At 38.0% G+C, this 22,307-nt stretch carries 19 protein-coding genes; 15 read left to right on the top strand and 4 right to left on the bottom strand.

Annotated features, from left to right (window positions below; all coding sequences use genetic code 11):
* The first annotated feature begins 3 nt into the window (after positions 1-3).
* On the top strand, positions 4-1,626 hold the full coding sequence (locus J4051_RS11195; protein ID WP_208233962.1) for a M1 family metallopeptidase: 1,623 nt from the start codon (positions 4-6) through the stop codon (positions 1,624-1,626).
* Positions 1,627-1,628: 2 nt separating this feature from the next.
* Positions 1,629-2,201: a YdeI/OmpD-associated family protein gene (locus tag J4051_RS11190; protein WP_208233961.1), complete on the top strand. Its 573-nt coding sequence runs from the start codon at positions 1,629-1,631 to the stop codon at positions 2,199-2,201.
* A gap of 120 nt (positions 2,202-2,321) precedes the next feature.
* On the opposite strand, the gene J4051_RS11185 is transcribed toward J4051_RS11190, so the two are convergent.
* Positions 2,322-3,788, bottom strand: a complete 1,467-nt coding sequence (locus J4051_RS11185; protein WP_208233960.1) for an MATH domain-containing protein — start codon at positions 3,786-3,788, stop codon at positions 2,322-2,324.
* A 156-nt stretch (positions 3,789-3,944) separates the two neighbouring features.
* Complete coding sequence (locus J4051_RS11180) at positions 3,945-5,075, bottom strand: vWA domain-containing protein (protein ID WP_208233959.1); 1,131 nt, start codon at positions 5,073-5,075, stop codon at positions 3,945-3,947.
* 166 nt (positions 5,076-5,241) lie between these two features.
* Here J4051_RS11180 and J4051_RS11175 point away from each other — a divergent pair, with 166 nt between their 5' ends.
* On the top strand, positions 5,242-7,194 hold the full coding sequence (locus J4051_RS11175; RefSeq protein ID WP_208233958.1) for a S9 family peptidase: 1,953 nt from the start codon (positions 5,242-5,244) through the stop codon (positions 7,192-7,194).
* 132 nt (positions 7,195-7,326) lie between these two features.
* On the opposite strand, the gene J4051_RS11170 is transcribed toward J4051_RS11175, so the two are convergent.
* Positions 7,327-8,004: a Crp/Fnr family transcriptional regulator gene (locus J4051_RS11170; RefSeq protein WP_208233957.1), complete on the bottom strand. Its 678-nt coding sequence runs from the start codon at positions 8,002-8,004 to the stop codon at positions 7,327-7,329.
* Between the two features lie 102 nt (positions 8,005-8,106).
* On the opposite strand from J4051_RS11170, the gene J4051_RS11165 reads away from it, so the two are divergent.
* The 12 genes from J4051_RS11165 (at position 8,107) to J4051_RS11110 (ending at position 20,191) form a co-directional block, all read left to right on the top strand.
* Positions 8,107-10,482: a heavy metal translocating P-type ATPase gene (locus J4051_RS11165; protein WP_208233956.1), complete on the top strand. Its 2,376-nt coding sequence runs from the start codon at positions 8,107-8,109 to the stop codon at positions 10,480-10,482.
* A 225-nt stretch (positions 10,483-10,707) separates the two neighbouring features.
* Positions 10,708-10,902, top strand: coding sequence for a cbb3-type cytochrome oxidase assembly protein CcoS (ccoS, locus tag J4051_RS11160; RefSeq protein ID WP_182201961.1), 195 nt, complete (start codon positions 10,708-10,710; stop codon positions 10,900-10,902).
* Positions 10,903-10,912: 10 nt separating this feature from the next.
* On the top strand, positions 10,913-13,096 hold the full coding sequence (ccoN, locus tag J4051_RS11155) for a cytochrome-c oxidase, cbb3-type subunit I (RefSeq protein WP_208233955.1): 2,184 nt from the start codon (positions 10,913-10,915) through the stop codon (positions 13,094-13,096).
* Positions 13,097-13,101: 5 nt separating this feature from the next.
* A complete protein-coding gene (locus tag J4051_RS11150) occupies positions 13,102-13,287 on the top strand; it encodes a CcoQ/FixQ family Cbb3-type cytochrome c oxidase assembly chaperone (protein WP_208233954.1) in 186 nt (61 codons plus the stop codon).
* Positions 13,284-14,162 (top strand): cbb3-type cytochrome c oxidase N-terminal domain-containing protein, encoded by an 879-nt coding sequence (locus tag J4051_RS11145; protein ID WP_208233953.1) that lies wholly within the window; start codon positions 13,284-13,286, stop codon positions 14,160-14,162. The genes J4051_RS11150 and J4051_RS11145 overlap by 4 nt, the downstream gene beginning before the upstream one ends.
* Positions 14,163-14,229: 67 nt before the next feature.
* Entirely contained in the window at positions 14,230-15,654 is a 1,425-nt protein-coding gene (gene ccoG / locus J4051_RS11140) for a cytochrome c oxidase accessory protein CcoG (protein WP_208233952.1), read from the top strand.
* A gap of 124 nt (positions 15,655-15,778) precedes the next feature.
* Positions 15,779-16,225 carry a FixH family protein gene (locus J4051_RS11135; protein ID WP_208233951.1) on the top strand — a complete coding sequence of 149 codons (447 nt, stop codon included), beginning with the start codon at positions 15,779-15,781 and terminating at the stop codon, positions 16,223-16,225.
* Entirely contained in the window at positions 16,226-16,927 is a 702-nt protein-coding gene (locus J4051_RS11130; protein WP_208233950.1) for a sulfite exporter TauE/SafE family protein, read from the top strand.
* 80 nt (positions 16,928-17,007) lie between these two features.
* Positions 17,008-17,442 carry an RrF2 family transcriptional regulator gene (locus J4051_RS11125; protein ID WP_208233949.1) on the top strand — a complete coding sequence of 145 codons (435 nt, stop codon included), beginning with the start codon at positions 17,008-17,010 and terminating at the stop codon, positions 17,440-17,442.
* Between the two features lie 105 nt (positions 17,443-17,547).
* Positions 17,548-18,279: an iron-sulfur cluster repair di-iron protein gene (gene ric, locus J4051_RS11120; protein WP_208233948.1), complete on the top strand. Its 732-nt coding sequence runs from the start codon at positions 17,548-17,550 to the stop codon at positions 18,277-18,279.
* 252 nt (positions 18,280-18,531) lie between these two features.
* The gene (locus tag J4051_RS11115) at positions 18,532-19,758 is read left to right on the top strand and encodes a hypothetical protein (RefSeq protein WP_208233947.1); all 1,227 of its coding nucleotides are present in this window, start codon (positions 18,532-18,534) and stop codon (positions 19,756-19,758) included.
* The gene (locus J4051_RS11110) at positions 19,730-20,191 is read left to right on the top strand and encodes a hemerythrin domain-containing protein (protein ID WP_208233946.1); all 462 of its coding nucleotides are present in this window, start codon (positions 19,730-19,732) and stop codon (positions 20,189-20,191) included. Before J4051_RS11115 ends, J4051_RS11110 begins: the two co-directional genes overlap by 29 nt.
* Position 20,192: 1 nt before the next feature.
* Here J4051_RS11110 and J4051_RS11105 read toward each other — a convergent pair whose 3' ends face one another.
* Entirely contained in the window at positions 20,193-22,190 is a 1,998-nt protein-coding gene (locus J4051_RS11105) for a TonB-copper family protein (RefSeq protein WP_208233945.1), read from the bottom strand.
* Positions 22,191-22,307: the final 117 nt, after the last annotated feature.

Raw genomic sequence — 22,307 nt, 5'->3', positions numbered from 1 at the left:
ACAATGAACAAGTATATTTTTTCCCTTTTGGTTATAGTATCATTTCAAACCATAAATGGCCAAAACAAAATCTTTACAAAACAAGATAGCCTAAGAGGCTCCATAACACCTGAACGTGCCTGGTGGGATTTGACGTATTATCATTTGGATATTTCAGTGGATCCGAGTACTAAATCCATCGAAGGTAAAAACACTGTACATTATAGGGTTATAGAACCTAATTCGGTGCTGCAAATTGATTTACAAGCGCCATTAGCCATCACCAAAGTAACTCAAAACGGAGAAGAGCTCAGCGTAGATCTTCAAGGCAACGCCCACTTTATAAGCCTAAAGAAGGATCAAAAAAAAGGAAGTCTCCAAAGTCTGGATGTCTATTATGAAGGCCAACCCAAAGAAGCCATAAGAGCCCCTTGGGATGGTGGCTTTTCTTGGAAAAAGGACGACAATGGCAATGATTTTGTGGCCACTTCCTGCCAAGGACTTGGTGCCAGCGTTTGGTGGCCAAACAAAGACCACATGTATGATGAAGTGGACAGTATGCTCATCAGCGTTAGGGTTCCGAAGGCACTGATGGAAGTCTCCAACGGACAGTTGCGCAGTATTGAAGACCATAAAGACGGGACAAAAACCTATCATTGGTTTGTCAACAATCCCATCAATAATTACGGGGTCAATGTGAATATTGGCGATTACGTCCATTTTTCTGAAGATTATAATGGCGAAAACGGGATCTTGAAAATGGATTATTATGTTCTGAAAGACAATCTTGAGAAAGCCAAGGAACAATTTAAAGATGCCCCACGAATGATGGAAGCATTTGAACATTGGTTTGGGCCTTATCCGTTTTATGAAGATGGTTATAAATTGGTAGAAGTGCCCTATTTGGGAATGGAGCATCAAAGTTCCGTCACTTACGGCAACGGATTTGAAAATGGCTATTTAGGACGAGATCTCTCTGGTACGGGATGGGGTTTAAAATTCGATTTCATCATCATCCACGAATCTGCCCACGAATGGTTTGCCAACAACATCACCTATAAGGATATGGCCGATATGTGGATCCACGAGAGTTTTACGGCCTATGCTGAAAGTATATTTGTAGAGTATTTCTATGGGAAAAAGGCTGGGGCAGTATATATCATCGGTACACGACGAGGTATTCAAAACGATGCACCCATTATTGGCCCGTATAAGGTGAACCAATCAGGCTCTGGAGATATGTACTATAAAGGCGCCAATATGTTGCATACTTTGAGACAATGGATCAACAATGATGACCAGTGGCGACAAATTTTAAGAGGTCTGAACGAGACATTTTACCATCAAACAGTCACTACAGAACAGATTGAAAACTATATCTCTAAAACGTCTGGAATTGATTTGTCCGCGTTCTTTAATCAATATCTGAGAGATGTCAGAATCCCAACTCTGGAGTATAAAATAAAAGATCAACAATTGAAATACCGATGGATCAATACCGTCAAGGGTTTCGAAATGCCAATACGAGTTGCTATTAACGGTAAAGAACTGTGGTTATACCCCAAAGCAGATTGGTCCATGATGAATATAAAAGGAGATGACCTTTTAATCGACGTCGATTCTTATGTGAAATCCAAAAAATTATAAACTTGAATCTCGAAGAACTCTATATTAAATCAGACCACGAATGGCGAGAATGGCTCCATGAAAATCATTCTTCCTGTAAAGGTGTGCATCTAATTTTCTACAAGATAGACCACGAAAAAGATTCCATGCGTTGGGAAGAAGCGGTAAAGGTGGCACTGTGTTATGGTTGGATCGATTCCACTGCAAGGAGTTTGGGAGATGGCAAACGTCGTCAGTATTTTACACAACGAAATGCTACAAGCGTTTGGAGTGCTTTAAATAAACGTCATATTATAGAATTGACATCCCATAATTTAATGCATGACAGCGGATTTAAGACTATTGAAATTGCAAAACAAAATGGCAGTTGGACCGCATTGGATGCGGTTGAAAACGGCATCATTCCTGAAGATCTTCAAATCGAATTTAATAAAAACACAGAGGCGTTTCAGAACTATCAAGATTTCGCGCCCTCGTACAGAAAAAACTATTTGTATTGGCTAAATCAGGCTAAAAGAGAGATCACTCGAAAAAAAAGAATAATAGAAATTATTACGCTATGCGAAAATAATGTGAAATCCAGAGGAACGCGCTAAATCCATGCCATAAATGATAAAAAAAACACGCACCAAAACTCTAATTTGATGCGTGTTATATGCTGTTTTAACTTATTTTTAAAACGACTCTTTTCCGACGCTTAAAAGTGACGTATTCTTTTAAATACCACTTATAAAACTTCCATAAGGATCCTTAAAATGAATGCCCTCTGAAAATCTGAATTTATTCAATTGTTTGAATTCCACCAAGGCCCATAGCACAAACTCCTTAACAAAATAACTTTCTTCCTTAGTTAATTTAGGTTGATGTTCACTCATTAATTCGTCTAATGGTGATATGGTATCCAATAAATTTTTATAGTCTGTATCATTCAAATCATCCAAAAGCTCAAAGCCGTCCTTTTGATTGAAGAACCAAGACACAATATCGTCATAAGGGGTTTCAGCGTCTTCTTTCTTTAGCTTTTCAATCTTAGGGAAAAACTCCTCAAAGAGACTTTTAACACCTTCTCCGATCAAATTATAAGCGACAGCGGCTGCACCTTCTTGTTCACCCTCATAAACCAACTCCACCTTTCCAGTTATGGATGGGATAATCCCAACAAAATCACTTAAACGCACCATTGTCTTTCCATCGCCTGCTATTAAAGCGCGACGTTCTGCGGTACTCATTAAATTTTCTAAAGCGGTAATACTCAAACGGGCACTCACACCACTTTTGGAATCAATATACTCGCTTTCCCGTGCTTCAAAAACAATTTGTTCCAATAGGTCCCGAGCCAAATCAGGAACCGTAACCATGTCATTCTGCCCTTCTACTACTCTCGCCTCTTGTTCCGTAATCAATCGTGCCGTTTCTATATCAATTGGATAATGCGTCAAGATTTGAGAGCCAATCCTATCTTTTAACGGGGTCACAATACTTCCTCTATTGGTATAATCTTCAGGATTTGCAGTAAACAGAAATTGAATATCCAATGGCAGTCTTAATTTAAAACCTCTAATTTGAATATCACCTTCTTGAAGAATATTAAATAATGCCACTTGTATTCTCGCTTGTAAATCCGGCAATTCGTTAATTACGAAAATACAACGGTTGGCGCGCGGAATCATACCGTAATGGATCACGCGATCATCGGCGTAGCTCAATTTTAAATTCGCTGCTTTGATCGGATCCACATCACCAATAAGATCGGCAACCGTAACATCTGGAGTTGCCAATTTTTCGGCAAAGCGCTCACTTCTGTGCAACCATTCAATAGGTGTATCATCGCCTTTTTCCTTGATCAATTCCTTGGCATATCTCGAAATTGGATGTAAAGGATCATCATTAATTTCAGAACCTTCTACCACCGGAATATAGTCATCCAAGAGATTTAACATCAATCGCGCCAAGCGAGTTTTAGCTTGGCCACGTAATCCCAATAAATTGATATTATGACGGGAAAGAATGGCTCGTTCCAATTCAGGAATCACCGTATTCTCATAACCATGCACGCCCTCAAATGAGGTCTCTTTATTTTTAATTTTCTGAATCAGATTGTCTCGCAATTCGTCTTTTATCGATTTGCTTTGATAATTGGCGTTTTTTAGTTCGCCTAATGTTGTTATAGTTTCTATTTTCATATGTTATTTGTCTACATAAAAAAGTTCTGACACAAAAATTTCAGAATTTATTTACATCAATTTGAATTCGTTATTTATCTAATTTTAAACTACAAGGTTTTAGAAAGCTTGCAGGTTGAGTGAACCTCGTGCTTCGTGCTTCCAACTTCCAGCATTCTATCCTCTAATCCGCTTCTTCCTATTCGTCTCATAATCCTCAAAAATCATCTCACCCAACCCTTTCAGTCCTGTGTAAAACGCTTTCCCTTGGTTGGCTTTTGTGAATTCAGTTACAAAACGCATCAAGTAGGGGTCCTGCGCAATCATAAAGGTGGTAATTGGAATATGCAATCTTCTGGCTTGTTGCGCCATGGCATAACATTTATTCACGATATACGGATTTAATCCCGCACTGTCCTTGTAGTACTGACCATCTGGAAGTCGCAAACAGCTCGGTTTTCCATCGGTAATCATAAAGATTTGCTTATTGGTATTTCGTTTTCTTCGTAATAAATCCATAGCCAATTGTAATCCGGCAACGGTGTTGGTATGATAAGGCCCCACTTTTAAATATGGTAAGTCCTTAATTTCTATTTGCCATGCATCATTGCCAAAAACCAAGATATCCAAGGTGTCTTTCGGATAACGGGTAGTAATTAATTCGGCCAAAGCCATTGCTACCTTTTTTGCAGGAGTGATCCGATCTTCACCGTATAAAATCATACTGTGACTGATATCAATCATTAGCACCGTACTCATTTGGGATTTGTGCAAAGTTTCTTCAACCACCAAATCCTCTTCAGATAGGCTGAAGTCACCAATGCCATGATTGATCTGAGCATTTTTTAAACTTTCGGTTATAGACACCTTGTCCAAAGCATCACCAAACTGATAATTTCTAAAGTCGCCCGTATGCTCATCACCTATTCCAGGGCTTTTACTTTTATGGTTGCCCTGTCCACTACGTTTGATCTGCCCAAAAATATGATCAAGTGCTTGTTGTCTAATGGCACGCTCGGTTTTTGAGGTAATGGTTATTCCACCGTTTCCGTCCGGATCGATTTCTTCTCTTATATAACCTTTCTTCTTAAGGTCTTCGATAAAATCATCAATGGTGTATTCTGCAGTGGTCAATTTGTACTCCTTATCCAATTCCCGCAACCAATCAATAGCCTCGTCAAAATCACCAGAAGTATGGGTAATCAGCTCCTTAAAAATCTCGAAAAGTTTATCAAAAGGTGATTGAAAAGGCGCTTCATAAGTCTTGAAAACAAAACCTTTTCGTTTTGTGTTTGTATTTTTTGTCATAGCATCATAAAAATACGACATTTTGCGCGACTGATAAATCTATTAACATCTATTTTATGAATCTAATAATACCTTTTTATTATCTTTAAGCCAACGCGTTGAAATAGCGATGTAAATCTGAGGTCTAAGATATTTCCGCATACCAACCAACTAAAACACTAAAATCATGAAACACTTCATTTTTGCGATTACAATTCTTCTTTGCTTTTCTTGCAAGGACCAAAAGGATGAAAAAAAAGAGGATACTGCCGTCAAAGTTGAGCAGTACACCATTGAGCAGTTTATGGATAACGAAGCCGTAACTGGTGGCAGTTTTTCTTTTGACAATTCCAAACTCTTGATTTCAAGCAACCGATCAGGAATTTTTAATGTTTACACGGTGCCGACCACTGGAGGCAGCTACACACCCATTACCGCCTCTGACAGCACGTCTTATTTTGCAGAATCATTTTTCCCAAATGATGACCGTATGCTATTATCAGCAGATGGCAATGGGGATGAAATCGATCATATTTATTTACGTGATACCACAGGCACTATTAAAGATTTGACCCCAGAGAAAGGAGCAAAATCACAATTCTATGGTTGGGCTGATGACGGTAAATCGTTTTACTTCGGATCCAATAAAATGAATCCGAAATTCTTTGATGTCTATGAGATGGATATTTCCAACTTTAACTCAAAAATGATTTATCAAAATAATGATGGCTTAAATTTCAGCGGGATTTCAAAGGACAAAAACTTTATTGCATTAGCACAATCTTTGAACACCAATGACAGCGATTTATATGTTTATAATGTACAAACAAGAGAGAAGTCGAAAGTCAACAGTAACCAGAGCAGCAATTCGGCACAAGACTTTTCCAATGACAGTAGTGCACTTTATTATACCACAGATGATGGGGTAGAGTTTTCCTATTTAATGAAATATGATCTCAAAACAAAGGAAAAAACTCAGGTCCTTGAAAAATCATGGGATATTATGGGTGCAGGTTTCACCAAAAACGGCACGTATATGGTCGTTTATGTGAATGAAGATGGCAAAAACGCCATTGAAGTTATAGATGTCGCCACGAATGCTCCTATTGATTTGCCTGATTTCGGAGATCAAAGCATTACCAGCGTTGGTTTCAGTGATGACGAACAATGGATGCGCCTATATGTTGGTGGATCCAATATGCCATCCAATCTATACACGTATAATTTTAAAACCAAAAAACAACATCAGCTGACCAATGTCCTTAACGAGGACATTCATCCAGAAGATTTGGTGACTGCCAAGGTCATTCGCTATAAATCCTTTGATGGTGTGGAAATTCCTGCCATTTACTACCTCCCTCATCAAGCTTCAGAGGACAACAAAGTACCAGCAATGGTTTGGGTGCATGGAGGTCCTGGTGGACAATCTCGTCAAGGCTTTAGTTCGTTTATTCAATATATGGTCAATCATGGCTATGCCGTTCTGGCCGTCAACAATCGAGGCAGTAGTGGTTACGGTAAAACTTTTTACCAAATGGACGATTTGAATCACGGTGAAAAAGATTTACAGGATTGTGTGGAAGGCAAAAATTGGCTCGCCACCCAACCGGAAATCGATGGTAATAAAATTGGAATTATTGGAGGTTCTTATGGTGGCTATATGACCATGGCAGCCTTAACCTACGCTCCTGAAGAATTTGATGTGGGGGTCAATTTATTTGGCGTGACCAATTGGATCAGAACTTTAAAAAGTATTCCTCCTTATTGGGAATCTATGAGAAAATCATTGTACTTAGAATTGGGTGATCCATTTACAGAAGATTCTGTACGGCTCAAGCGCATTTCGCCGTTGTTCCATACAGATAAAGTAACCAAGCCATTGATCGTTTTACAGGGCGCTCAAGATCCACGGGTTTTACAGGTAGAATCTGATGAAATTGTGGCCGGGGTCCGTAAAAATGGAGTTCCTGTTGAATATGTCCTCTTTGAGGATGAAGGTCATGGGTTTATCAAAAAAGAAAATCAAATTGAAGCCTATAGCAGAGTGCTTCAGTTTTTAGATAAATATTTGAAGAATGCAAATGCACCTCTTGATGGAGAAATGAAAGCTACAGAGATAAAATCTAAAAACGAGTCTTAGTGATTCGAAATATTGAGAATACTTTGAAAAAACTTTGAGAATAACCCTAAAGCATTAAAAGCTTTGGGGTTTATTTTTGGAATTGAATTGAGAACAGTGTTTTACAATGTTCAAAAGAATATAGAATACCTCTTACTCCACACGTTCCAACTCCTTTAACTTTTCAATTTTAATTTTCTTACCTGAGGTAGAAATCAGACCTTCCTTTTTAAATTGGGATAGAATCCTGATGGCAGATTCCGTAGCCGTTCCAACGATACTTGCATAGTCTTCGCGGGATAAGTTGACGTTCAAATAACCTTCTTCGGTCTCTCCGAAATTTTTACTAACATAGGTCAAAGCCTCAGACAGACGCTGTCTCACAGATTTTTGGGCCATATTGATAAGGTCACCTTCGGCTTCCCTTAAGTCTTGGGCCAAATTCTGCAACACATTAAAAGAAAATTCTTGGTTGGATTTAATACTGCCCAAAATTTGATCTTTAGGCACATAGCACAGCTCAACATCATTAAGAGCCACCGCACTTAAATGGGTGCGTTCTTCACTAATCACGGAGCGCTGGCCTATCAATTTGCCCTTACCCATTAATTTGACAGTATGATCTTTTCCATTGGCGCTCAATTTTGTCATTTTACAAATGCCTTCTCTCACGCAATAAACGCCAGAGAGCATTTCATTTTCACCAAAAATGACTTCCCCTTTCTTATAAAAAATTGTTCTCTTGCATGCAGCTACCTCTTTGAGTTCATCTTTTGTCAAGGTTTTCATCGAATTCAATTGACGTGCAATGCATTGCTCACATCTACTCATACCTAGTTTATTGACCCCCAAAATTAAGAAAAACATGACAATTATCATAGTTTAAATGATAATCATTTGCGACCTTTGCGCAAGGTATAAAAGAGCATAATTATGGAATCTTCAACTTGTTTCCACTGTGGAGATCTCTCTGATTCGTCCACTATTTTTTTTGACGAGAAAACTTTCTGTTGCCAAGGTTGTAAGACGGTTTATGAAATCTTCTCAGAAAATGACCTCACTTGCTATTATGACCTCCAATCTGCACCAGGCACAACTCCAAAAGATATTCAAGGAAAATACGACTTCCTTTCCCAACAGAACATTATTGATAAATTGGTGGAGTTTGATGATGGCAAATCACAAATAGCAACACTTTATATTCCACAAATCCATTGTAGTTCCTGTATTTGGATTCTTGAAAACCTAAATAAACTCAATAGCCATATTTCAAATTCGCAAGTAGATTTCGGCAAGAAAACTGTGCGACTACAATATAACTCTCAAAATTTCAGCTTAAAAGAAGCGGTCATTTTACTGAGTTCCATCGGATATGAGCCTTATATCAGCTTAGAAGATTTCTCCACTGGTAAAACTCAGGTTAACCGCTCCTTAATTTACAAACTCGGAATTGCTGGATTTGCCTTTGGCAATGTGATGTTCCTGTCGTTTCCCGAGTATTTTGAAGTGAAAGAGTTTTGGCTCGACCAGTACAAGCCATTTTTCAGGTGGTTGATGTTTGCATTTTCACTACCTGTGGTTTTTTATTCTTCACAAGATTACTATATCTCTGCTTACAAAGGCTTACGCGCCAAAGTATTGAATATTGACGTGCCTATTGCATTAGGAATTATCGTGCTTTTTTTACGAAGCACTTTTGATATCATTTTCGACCACGGATCGGGCTTTTTTGATAGTTTAACAGGCTTATTGTTCTTCTTATTATTGGGCAAATTCTTTCAACAAAGAACCTATTCGTTTCTATCTTTTGAACGCGACTATAAATCCTATTTTCCAATAGCCATTACTAAAATTTCCAAAGCTGGTCAGGAACATCCAATTCAAGTGTATGATATTAAAAAGGGCGACCGATTGCTGATCAGAAATGAGGAATTGATTCCTGTAGATGGTGTGCTCATCAAAGGAAGAGCAAAAATAGATTATAGTTTTGTCACAGGGGAATCAGATGCTGTCAGTAAAATCTCTGGAGATAAGCTTTTTGCAGGAGGCAAGCAGACTTCTGGAAGTATAGAAATGGAAGCTTTAAAAAGTGTGGAACAAAGTTATCTGACCCAATTGTGGGGCAATGATGTGTTCAATAAAGTTAAGGAAGACGGATTTACCACATTGACCAACCTGATCAGTAAACGGTTTACCATTGTCGTTCTGAGCATCGCCTTTATTTCTACAGCATTTTGGTTGTTTGTTGATTCCAGTAAGGCATTAAACGTTTTTACCTCAGTTTTGATTATTGCCTGCCCGTGTGCCATTGCCCTCGCAGCACCATTTACACTTGGAAATATCCTTCGCATTTTTGGCAAACATAAGTTCTATTTAAAAAACGCCACTGTTATTGAACAGTTGGCAGCGATAGACACCATCATATTTGATAAAACTGGAACTATCACTTCCAACAAACAAAGCACAGCAACTTACGAAGGGGATTCCCTTTCGATAGCTGAAGAGGTTTTATTGAAAAACACTTTGAGAGGTTCCAACCACCCACTGAGCAGAACGCTTTATGATCTTTTAGAAGAGAATGACATCATCATGCTCGATCAATTTGAAGAGCATGTAGGTCAAGGCATTCAAGGGATGCACCAACAAGACAGCATGAAAATCGGCTCTGCAAATTTTGTTGGAAGAACAAACGAGGCAGCTGCCCTGAACACATCAGTCCATATCAGTAGCAACGATGCTTACAAAGGAAAATACACCTTCTATAATAGTTATCGAAAAGGCTTGTCGCAGTTGTTCAATAAGCTTAAAAAGAACTATGATTTGGCCATTCTTTCTGGTGATAATGAAGGCGAAATGGAAAATTTGAAAAAATTGCTTCCGGCAAGGACCAAATTGCTTTTTAATCAAAAACCCGATGATAAGTTAGAATATATCAAACATCATCAAAGTGAAGGTGCTAAGGTATTGATGATTGGAGATGGTCTCAATGATGCCGGTGCTCTTGCACAAAGTAACGTTGGAATTGCACTTTCAGAAAACGTGAATGTATTTTCTCCTGCATGTGATGCTATTTTGGATGCAGAAAGATTTAATAGTCTCAGCGATTTTATTAACTTGTCAAAATCGGCCATTAAAATTGTGAAATGGGCGTTTGTACTGTCATTTATGTATAATGTCGTGGGCGTCTCTTTTGCGGTAACCGGACGATTGGAACCTGTTGTTGCAGCCATCTTGATGCCCTTAAGCTCGATTAGTATTGTGGTTTTCACGACTATCGCTACAAACTTAACTGCGCGAAAATTGAAATAGAATGCAGTATTGATAGGCATGTTCTTATTTCATCATTTAAAATATGAGGCCTTGGGAGATTTAAATGCCAAACCACCTTAATAACCCGTAGGAATTACACGGTAATAAAAGGAGAAAGTTTATAAAAATATTCCGATATTCGTAATTCGAATATCTGAAACATGATAAATATCATAAAATAATAAAAGCGTCAAACGTAATTTTGAGCCATAACTTCTATCAGGTATGAGTGTTATATATTTATTACTGAGTCTGAGCATTTTAGTAGCCGTCATCTTTTTTGTTGCCTTCATTTTCGCCGTAAAAAACGGACAGTATGATGATAGCTACACACCGTCTGTACGTATGCTTTTTGAAGACGAATTAGTAAAAGAAAAACCAAAAACTTTAAAAAAATCAAAACTAACTAACCAAGAATAATTTTTTTACTATGGAAATGCAACAATTCTATTACGATAATAAAGTCGTTAAGAAATTCCTTTATGCCACCTTGTTCTGGGGGCTTATTGGGATGATCGTGGGACTCTTATTAGCTTTTCTATTCCTTTTCCCTAACCTTACCGATGGCATATCATGGTTGAGTTTTGGAAGGTTGAGACCTTTACACACCAATGCGGTTATTTTTGCATTCGTGGGTAACGCCATTTTTGCTGGGGTTTACTATTCATCACAGCGTTTGCTAAAAGCCAGGATGTTCAGTGATACCCTAAGTAACATCAACTTTTGGGGATGGCAATTAATCATTGTTGCCGCGGCAATTACTCTGCCGTTAGGTTTTTCAACATCAAAAGAATATGCTGAATTAGAATGGCCAATCGATATTGCCATTGCCTTTGTTTGGGTTGTTTTTGGATGGAACCTAATCGGGACTATTTTAAGAAGAAGACAACGTCATTTGTACGTTGCGCTCTGGTTTTACATTGCCACTTTTGTTACGGTTGCCGTACTTCATATATTTAATAGTTTAGAGATACCGGTCAGTGCCTTTAAAAGTTATTCTGTTTATGCAGGAGTTCAGGATGCCCTGGTACAATGGTGGTATGGGCATAACGCTGTAGCGTTTTTCCTGACCACACCGTTTTTAGGTCTTATGTACTATTTTGTACCTAAAGCAGCCAACAGACCTGTGTATTCCTATAGACTTTCCATAGTCCACTTCTGGTCGTTGATCTTTATCTATATCTGGGCAGGACCGCATCACTTATTATACTCAGCATTACCTGAATGGGCACAAAATTTAGGGGTCGCATTCTCAGTCATGTTATTAATGCCTTCATGGGGAGGGATGATCAACGGACTATTGACACTTCGTGGTGCTTGGGATAAGGTAAGAACTGATCCTGTTTTAAAATTCATGGTGGTAGCGATTACTGGATACGGTATGGCAACATTTGAAGGACCAATGTTATCGCTTAAAAACGTAAACGCCATTGCTCATTATACCGACTGGATTATTGCGCACGTGCACGTTGCTGCCTTAGCTTGGAACGGATTCTTAGCCTTTGGGATGATCTATTGGTTGATTCCTCGATTGACCAAATCGAAACTATATTCTACTGGAATGGCCAACCTCCATTTCTGGATAGGAACATTAGGAATTATCATGTATGCATTACCGTTGTATGTTGCTGGTTTTACCCAAGCAAGTATGTGGAAGCAATTTAATCCTGATGGTACTTTGGTTTACGGTAACTTCTTGGAAACCGTTACCGAAATTATGCCAATGTATTGGATGCGTGCTATTGGTGGTACTTTATACTTGACGGGAATGATCGTCATGATCTACAATATTATTCAAACAGTAAGAAAAGGAAGCGAAGTTACTGATGAGCTTGCAGAAGCTCCTGCGTTACAACGCGTTTCTAAAGGAATGGTTGCTGGCGAACACTGGCACAGTTGGTTAGAGCGTAGACCTGTTCAATTGACTATTGGAGCAACAATAGCCATCCTTATTGGTGGTATTGTTCAAATTGTACCGACCTTAGTGATAGACTCAAACATTCCAACCATTACGAGCGTAAAACCATACACCCCCCTTGAGCTTGAAGGTAGAGATCTTTATATTAGAGAAGGTTGCGTTGGCTGTCACTCTCAAATGATTAGACCTTTTAGGGATGAAGTAGAACGCTATGGTGAATTCTCAAAAGCTGGTGAGTATGTCTATGACCATCCATTCCTATGGGGAAGTAAACGTACAGGACCTGATTTACACAGAATTGGTGGCAAATACTCTGACAGTTGGCACTTTAACCACATGTATGATCCACAAAGTACCTCTTCTGGTTCCATTATGCCTGGTTATAAATGGCTGATCACAGATAAATTGGACAAGTCTGTAACCGAGAGAAAATTGAGGGCCATGATGACTTTAGGAGTGCCATATACGGAAGAAGACGTTGCAAATGCACAACAAAGCATGACAGAACAAGGAACTCAGATTGAAGAGAACCTTTACGGTGATCCTGCTTTTGCAGAGGCTTACGAAAAAGATAAAGCCAATGGCGGCGATGATTTCGTTGAAATGCGCGATCGTGAGATTGTGGCAATTATCGCCTATTTACAGCGCCTTGGAACTGATATTAAAGTCAAAGATTTAGAAACAACACAAAACTAACCATTATGTTGAAATATATAAAAAACCATATGGACAGTATTTCAGGTATAGAAATATATCCATTGATTTCCTTGCTCATATTTTTCATTTTCTTCGTAGCGCTTTTTTGGTGGGTATTGACTGCAAAAAAAGAATATATCGATAGAATGAGCGACATTCCTTTAGACAACCAAAACGATACACAATTATGAGAAATTTAATTCCAGCATACGTTAGGGTACCCGTACTATTCTTTATTATCTGGGTCATTGTAGAACTCTTTGTGGGCACACCGCACGATCCCGCATTTATGAACAATCCCATGATTTTATTGTTCTTAGGGTTTGTATTGCTTCTCATTATAGGTATTGAAGCTATTATTGCCGCTTTGGAGAATGTCATGTTTCAAAGTTTGGATGAAGACGCTAAAGCGAGGTATCTGACCACTAAAACATCGACTCCAAAAATTGTGGAATGGGTCAAAAAAACCTATAAAAAGATGCTGGGTTCAAAGCCCATTGAAAAAGAAGGTGAAATCATCCTTGATCATGATTATGATGGTATTAAAGAACTAGACAACGATCTTCCACCATGGTGGCGCTATGGTTTTTATGCCTCAATTGTCTTCGCAGTGGTTTATATGTTGCGTTTTCATGTCTTTAACGGGCCAACCCAATATGACGAATTACATTCCACTTTAGAACTCGCAAAAATGGAATTGGAAGAGTATAAGAAAAACGCCAAAGATCTGGTCGATTTTGACTCTGTAACCGTTATGACAGATCCGGCTGATTTAGCTAATGGAAAAGTCGTTTATGATGCTTATTGCGTAGCTTGTCATATGCCAGATGGTGGCGGTGGAATTGGTCCAAACCTCGCAGACGAACATTGGATTTTGGGTGGTGGAATCAAAAACATTTTCCATACCGTGAGTGAAGGTGGGCGTAGTGGAAAAGGAATGATTCCATGGAAATCGACATTAAAGCCAATTGAAATGGCTCAGGTATCAAGTTACATCCTGACTTTTCAAGGAACAACACCTGCAAATCCAAAAGATCCGGAAGGTGATATCTGGGTAGAAGAATAGATTAAAATCATTCGGCTTTTTATTTTGAAAAACCGATCATGTCCTTCGGGATAAAATATAAAATACTGTGGAGACTCCTGAAAACGAAAGCTTTAGAGATTCAATAGGTACACTCACTGAAGAAGGTAACCGAAAATGGGTATTTCCGAAAAAACCAAGCGGAAAATTTTACGATTATCGGAAGTGGGTAAGTTATGTGCTTTTGGCTTTCTTTTTGTCCGCACCATTTATTAAAATCAACGGCAACCAGTTTTTAATGTTCAACATTTTAGAACGCCGTTTTAATATTTTCGGTTTTCCATTTTGGCCTCAAGACTTTCATCTTTTTGTCATTTCAATGTTGATAGGTGTGATTTTTATCGCCCTGTTTACAGTGGCTTTCGGCCGTATTTTCTGCGGATGGATTTGCCCACAGACCATTTTCATGGAAATGGTATTCAGACGGATTGAATACGCCATTGAAGGCGACAGAGGTGCACAAATGCGTTTGGATCGACAAGATTGGAATGCGGAAAAGATCAGAAAGCGAGGTTTCAAATGGTTTCTGTTCTTGGTCATTTCATTCGTCATTGCGAACGTATTTTTAGCGTTTTTAATTGGCAGCGATAAATTGTTGGTATATATCGCCGAAGGTCCGGTGGCCCATGCCAGCACGTTACTTCCCTTGCTCATTTTTACTGGTGTCTTTTACTTTGTGTTTGCATGGTTCAGAGAACAGGTATGTATAATAGCCTGTCCTTATGGAAGATTACAAGGCGTATTATTGGATAATAAATCGATAGTTGTTGCTTATGACCACAAACGTGGAGAAGGTGAAAATGGTAGAAAAAAATTCCGTAAAAACGAAGATAGAGAAGCACTTGGTTTTGGAGACTGCATTGATTGTTTTCAATGCGTGAATGTGTGTCCAACAGGTATTGACATCAGAAATGGCACACAGTTGGAATGCATCAACTGTACGGCGTGTATTGACGAGTGCGACCATATCATGGAGAGCATCAACCTTCCGAAAGGCCTGATCAGATATGCCAGTGAAGAAAATATTGAAAAGAAAAAGAAATTCGAATTTACACCACGCCTCAAAGGATACTCTGCGGTTTTAGTGATCTTAACAGGTCTTCTTATAGGCATGTTAATGTTGAGAAATGATGTAGAAGCGCGTGTATTAAGACTTCCTGGTCAATTATATGAACACAAGGAAAATAACATTATCAGTAATGTATTCACCTATAAACTGATCAATAAGACCACGAAGGATATTCCAGAAATTAATTTCAAATTGAGAGGTTATAAAGGCGTTGTCAAGGTGGTTTCCGCAGAGGATCGTTTTATCGTTCCTATGCAAGGATTAGCAGAAGGCACCATGTTTATTGAAATTGACCAAAGTGAATTAAAATCGGACAAGAATAAAGTAATGATTGAAGTTTACAGTGATGATGAACTGATTGAAACCACTTCTGTCAACTTTTTGGGACCGAGAAGTTATAATTAGCGTCGCAGAGAAAGAACGAAATAAGCGGGAAGGTTTTACTCCCAAAGTTTCAGGGGTGGAGGTTTCAGAAACTAAATATTAACGAATTAAAAAGAGATGCCTGCCTTCGCAGGCATAAAGGATTATGAAAATTAATTGGGGTACAGGGATTGTGTTGGCGTTTATATTTTTTATAAGCTTTATATTGTATTTTGTTATTTCAATGACCGTCAACAAAAAGTATGAACATGATTTGGTGGTTGAGAACTACTACAATCAGGAATTGGAGTTTGAAAACGACATGAACAAACAGAAAAACGCGCAACATCTAAAAGAGGATATTACTTGGAAACGCGTTCCGGAAGGCATAATTCTTAGTTTTCCGAAAGATATGGAGCTATCAAAAATCACAGGAAAAGTGTTCCTATATAGACCATCTAATAAACAATTAGACTTTGAAAGTGCAATTTCATTGTCTGACCATAATTTGCTCATACCTGACAAAAGTTTGTTAGGTGGTCGTTGGAACATTAAAGTGGATTGGCAATATAACGGAAATTTGTATTTGTACAAAAAAGATATTGTCTATTAAATGCTCTGGTCTGCGGTCATACTTGGTCTTTTAGGAAGTTTTCATTGCGTGGGCATGTGTGGGCCAATCGCCTTTATGTTACCTGTAGATCGTGAAAACTCCGCCAAAAAAGTTTTCCAGATTTTCACCTATCATTTCGGAAGGCTTTTAGCCTATAGTATTATAGGTCTCTTCTTCGGATTGGTTGGAAAAAGTCTTTATATTTTTGGCTTGCAACAACAACTCTCCATATTTATTGGTATTTTGATGATCGTAGTCGTTCTCATGCCTACAAAAATTTTCAATAAATACAATTTTTCGAAACCTATATATAAGCTGATTTCTAGAGTGAAGAGAGCTCTGGGCCAAGCTTTTAAGAAAAAAACTGCGGACACTTTTTTGACTATCGGATTCCTAAATGGCTTTTTGCCTTGTGGACTTGTCTATATGGCAGTTTTTGCTTCTTTAGGCATGGAAGGCGCCCTAAAAGGCAGTTTATATATGGCACTCTTTGGTATAGGTACCATCCCGTTGATGACATCAGCCATTTATCTCGGAAAATTTCTAAATACCACAGTAAAACAGCGTATTCAAAAAGCAATTCCAGTATTTGTAGTGGTCATAGGTCTATTATTTATTCTTCGAGGCATGGGCTTAGGTATTCCTTATATATCCCCTGCGCCGGTTGTTGATATGGTCCAAGGTACGATTGATTGTGATTAAAAATATTAGCAATGTTTTAATGCGGATAATTTTGTCCGAATTAAATTTTAATGTATATTTGTTTAAATTAAAAACCCAATATGTTTTCAAAAGCTTGCGAATACGGTATTAAAGCATCTATCTATATAGCCTTGAACTCTTATGATGGCAATCGGGTCAGTTTAAAGGAGATTGCTAAAGAAATCGATTCCCCAGAAGCGTTTACTGCAAAAATACTTCAAGCCTTAGTAAGGAACGACATTATCAATTCAGTAAAAGGTGCTCATGGTGGATTCGAAATTCCGAAAGAAGAGATTTCCTCAATCAAACTGTCTCAAATTGTAAATTCCATTGACGGCGACAGCATTTATCACGGTTGTGGTTTGGGTTTGAACGTTTGTGATGAGAATCACCCATGCCCTGTCCACGACCAATTTAAAGTGATACGCAACGAGTTAAAACTAATGTTGGAAAGCACTAATCTTGAGCAACTGGCTTTAGACATCAAATCTGGGGCTTCATTTTTAAAAATTTAAAAAAAAAAATTTATATATAAATAGGATAAAACTATCCGAAATAATAATTGTCTAATTAATAAGCACCCGAAAAAATCCTTGTTTATAGAGGATGGGAAGAAATTTATGGAAACATTACATAAAGACGCACAAAAACAGATCGGTCAGTTTGTGGCTGACGACTTTAGAACCGCAGCGGTATTTTCAAACTATGGTATCGACTTTTGCTGTAAAGGTGATAGAACTGTTGAAGAGGTATGCAAAAAAAATAATATCGAGGTCGAGGAATTACTCGGTAAACTCCTGGAAATTCAAATTTCAAACAACCAACAATCTATTGACTATAAATCATGGCCATTGGATTTGTTGGCAGAATATATCGAAAAGAAACACCACCGATATGTTGAAGAAAAAACACCAATATTACGTCAATTTTTAGATAAACTTTGTAAAGTACACGGACAAAGACATCCTGAACTTTTAGAAATTACAACACTTTTTATCGGCTGTGCCAAAGAGATGGCATCTCACATGAAAAAAGAAGAACTTATTCTCTTCCCTTTTATAAAGCGTATGGTGAAGGCCCAAATGGAAGGTACTAAAATTGAATCGCCACAATTTACAACTGTAGAAAATCCAATTGCCTTGATGAAACATGATCATGAACTTGAAGGTGATCGCTTCAGAAAAATCGTGGAACTGACAAATAATTATACGCCACCAGCGGATGCCTGCAACACGTACAAAGTAACCTTTGCCATGTTGGATGAATTTGAAAAGGATTTACATCTACATATACATTTAGAAAATAATATATTGTTCCCTAAAGCAATTGCGCTGGAACAAACTCTCAATTAGTTTTGGTTTTAATTGTTGATAAGACACTTCTTTTTCGTTTCTTGGCCTGCTGTGGTATTTGTATGCTTCTTTGAAGAAATTCAAGTACCGCAATAAAAGATACGATTAGGGAGTGTTTTTCTATTTAATTTTGAAACATCATAGCCTGACACTATACAGAATGACTAAAGAATTCTTCTTTATAAATTCTTTATTTATCAAAAAAAATCCTATCATAGTGGATTCATTTATTGAATGATGAAAACCTCTTAAATGCAGAAAAAACTCGTTATCGTATGTCTCATAAACTTTTTGGTCGCAGCCATAATGGGTTTGATGTTACGGTATGTTTTTGTGATTCCCCTTCATGAATTTGTAAAACCCCTACCCTTTGAATTTAGGAGCCTGATGCATGCCCATTCGCATGGCGCAATGTTGGGTTGGGTATATCTCATGTTATATGTGCTGCTAATCCATCATTTTATCCCAGATAAGAAACCGGTTTATAACCGTCTATTTTGGCTCACGGAGATTGCCGTGATTGGCATGATGGTCAGTTTTCCATTTCAAGGATACGCTGCCATCTCCATTAGTTTTTCAACCTTGCATATTATATGTAGCTACCTGTTTATCCGATTGATATGGAAACATCACAAAATCCATTCAAAACCTATACAATTACTGCTGAAGGCTTCATTAGTTTTTATGTTCATTTCTACTATTGGTATTTGGTGCTTAGGTCCAGCGGCTGCAAAATTGGGGATAGAATCTGCATTTTTTCAAATAGCTATTCAGTTTTTCCTGCATTTTCAGTTTAATGGTTGGTTTATGTTTGCTGTTTTAGCGGTATTCCTACATCAATTTAATATAAAAGGCACCCCGCTTTTTCAGCGTTTTTTCATCACACTTATTGCCTCCACCGTACTGACCTTTGCCTTACCTGTTAGTTGGTATGCCTTTCATTCTATACTTTTATGGATTAATGGACTGGGTGCATTATTACAGCTTTTATCAGGATATTACTTTATCTTATTGCTGCGTCCACACTGGCAGGAATTCTGGAGGAAGACACCAACACTGATCAAATCGATGTATGCTTTGGCACTCATTTCTTTTATCATGAAAATAGCTCTACAAACCAGTTCTATCGTGCCCACCATCTCGAGAATGGCCTACCAGTATCACAATTTTGTGATTGGTTTTATCCATTTGATGATGTTAGGAGTCATCACAGGATTTTTGTTTGCATTCCTTTTGAGCTCAAACCTGATTTCCATTAAAAGCAAGCCTTTGACCTTTGGAATCTATTGTTTCATCATCGGATTCATTGCAACTGAGGTTTTATTGCTTATTCAGGGTCTTTTTTACTATTTTGCCCTTGGGATGTTACCCAACTATTATTTATTGCTTTTCATTAGCAGTATTCTTTTGCCCTTAGGCATTTTAATTTTTATCTTAAATATTATCAATCATGAAACAAAAACCGTTAAAACGACATAAAGCACTTCAACCTTTCAGCAGAGAGCACCATCATGGTTTATTGCTTTCTTGGAAAATCAGAAGTGGATTCAGCAAAAACATCGAAATTGAGCGCATTAAAACCTACGCCGATTGGTTTTTTGAAAATGAACTGATTCCACATTTTGAACTTGAAGAAGCCCATATCTTCCCGCTTTTAAAAGCAGACAATGAATTGGTAAAACGTGCCTTGGCTGAGCACAGACGCCTAAAACGCCTCTTCAATGACGAAAAGGATATTGAAAAGTCCCTTCATAAAATTGAAGAGGAATTAGAGCAGCACATCCGATTTGAAGAACGTATACTTTTTCCCGAAATCCAAAAGAACGCTACAGAAGCACAATTGGCACTCATTGAAGACATTCATCATGACGAACGCTTTGTAGACAATGTGAGTGATGAGTTCTGGCGCTGATCTAATAGATTACATAAGACATATTTATATAAAAATTTCGGCCTTGTCGTGGAATATTATTCCAGTCGGCATAAGTTGAATAATTAGTGTCCAAAATATTTTCTATCCCATATTTCAAGACCACCTTATTGGTCTTGAGATTAAATTCATTGCCTAAATTTAAGTTTAAAGTCGCGTATGATGGCGTTTCATCTTCGCCATAATAACTGCTATATCGGGTTTGATTGCCATTACCTTCCAATTGTAACGCCGCGTTAAATTTTGGAATTGAATAGTTCACTTCCGCCAAATAGGAAAAGGGTTTTATCAAAGGTAGGTTCTCGCCATTGCTACCACTTCCATAATTGTAGCCCACAGTTCCATTTACTGAAAATGAATTTGAAAGCTTGTAAGATGAATTCAAATACACATTAAATATTTTGGCATTTGAAAGCGCATCGTATACTCTTACACCATCAGCACCAATAGTCATTGCACTCAAGCTTTCATCTATATTTCCAATGATATAATCCATGATATAAAAATAAGAGGTCTCCAATCCTATATGAAAATTATTCTCGTGGTAATTCGCTTTAAAATTGGCTTCAATAGACTTTTCGTTATTTAAGGTCGGATTGCCTATATAATCATAGTTGTCAAAACTATTGAAGAGGAAAAACCCATAACCTTCGCTGACTGATGGTGCTCTTTCACCATAACCTGCTCCAAAAGACACATCATAATGCTCTTTTTTATATAGGTAATTGGTTGTAAAACTGGACAAGGCTCTGTTTTTTAGAGCTCCAATTTCCGGATAGAATATTTGAAGACTTTCCAAGCCGGTTTCTTTGGCAATCTCATTTTGATGAAATCCGACCCTCAAGGCTGCTGATAAAGAAGTATGATCATTAATAGCATAAGTATCTTTAGCGTAAATACCTGAATACAAGGTTCGAATATCTGGCCATGTGTACATAAACATAGCAGATTGATTGAGATCGTTGGGATACATAGTCATTTCTGCCCAGGAGCGGTTGTAAAACCCATTGAGATTGACTTCAAGTGCGTGTTTGCTCACCTGCATAGACGCTTTACTATAAAACCCATAAGTATCACTCCATCCAGGCATGTCCATGCGAATAGGCACATCTGGACGTTTGGAATCGTCCATTACATGAGTGATGGTGTTGTAATAAAGCTTAGACTCCAAAGACTGAATAAAGGTCGAATCATTTTCATATTTATGCGTTACTGAAGTAATCAGTGCTTCGGCAAGCGAAACGTCCATAGTCAGTGCAGGATATCCGACATCAGTTGCCTTGTCATAAATGACGGCTGCCTCTAATGTGTGATGCTCATTCAATTTATAGCCACTTTGCAGCGAAATATTATATTTTTGAAATTGCGAATACAGCACTTCCTCATTATTTCCTGCATCGTAATTATCTGACTTACGATAGATGCCATCAGCATTGAGATAGAATATAGCACCAGAATATTCCAGATCCAAACCACCCGTTCTATAGTTGCCATTGGTTTCATAGCCCAGATCGACACTTGTTTTTAATCCGGAACCTTGGAATTTAGAATTTGGTAACTGCAAATCGATACCTCCTCCGATAGTATGCCCATTTTCAGATCCTGATTGTCCTGAGCCGATGCTTACTTTCTGCAAATTGGATACATCAACATAAGAGGTAATGGGATCCATTTTATCAGTACAGGCCCCAAATATCTGCATACCATCAATAGTCACGTTTAACCGCTCGCTGTTCATATTGTTCATGGCGGGTTCCCAAGCGTAATTGCCACGCTTGATCATAGTAATTTTATTCGATTTTTCTAAATAATCATCAATACTCGATAAGGTTTTTTCTTGTCGATAATTACTTAATTTACGTCTGCCAACCAAAGTGATTTCATCTAATTTGGTCGTATCTTTTTTAGTGTCATGGGATTCTTGAGCGAAGATAAATCCGCCACAAAACATCCAAATCACAGCTGTTATGAGCTTTTTCATTGTCGTAGTGGTTATAAAAACTATCCTTTCTGTCAGAATGAGAAGAGTCGAAAAGTTCAATTTGATTTCGACTGCGCTCAACCTGACAGAACGATGTGTTCAGATAGCTTTGTAAAA

The sequence above is a fragment of the Gelidibacter pelagius genome, assembly GCF_017581925.1.
In the GTDB taxonomy this organism is placed as follows: Bacteria; Bacteroidota; Bacteroidia; order Flavobacteriales; family Flavobacteriaceae; genus Gelidibacter; species Gelidibacter pelagius.
Note: the sequence above shows the minus strand (reverse complement) of the source record. Positions and strands in the feature narration are given on the sequence as shown.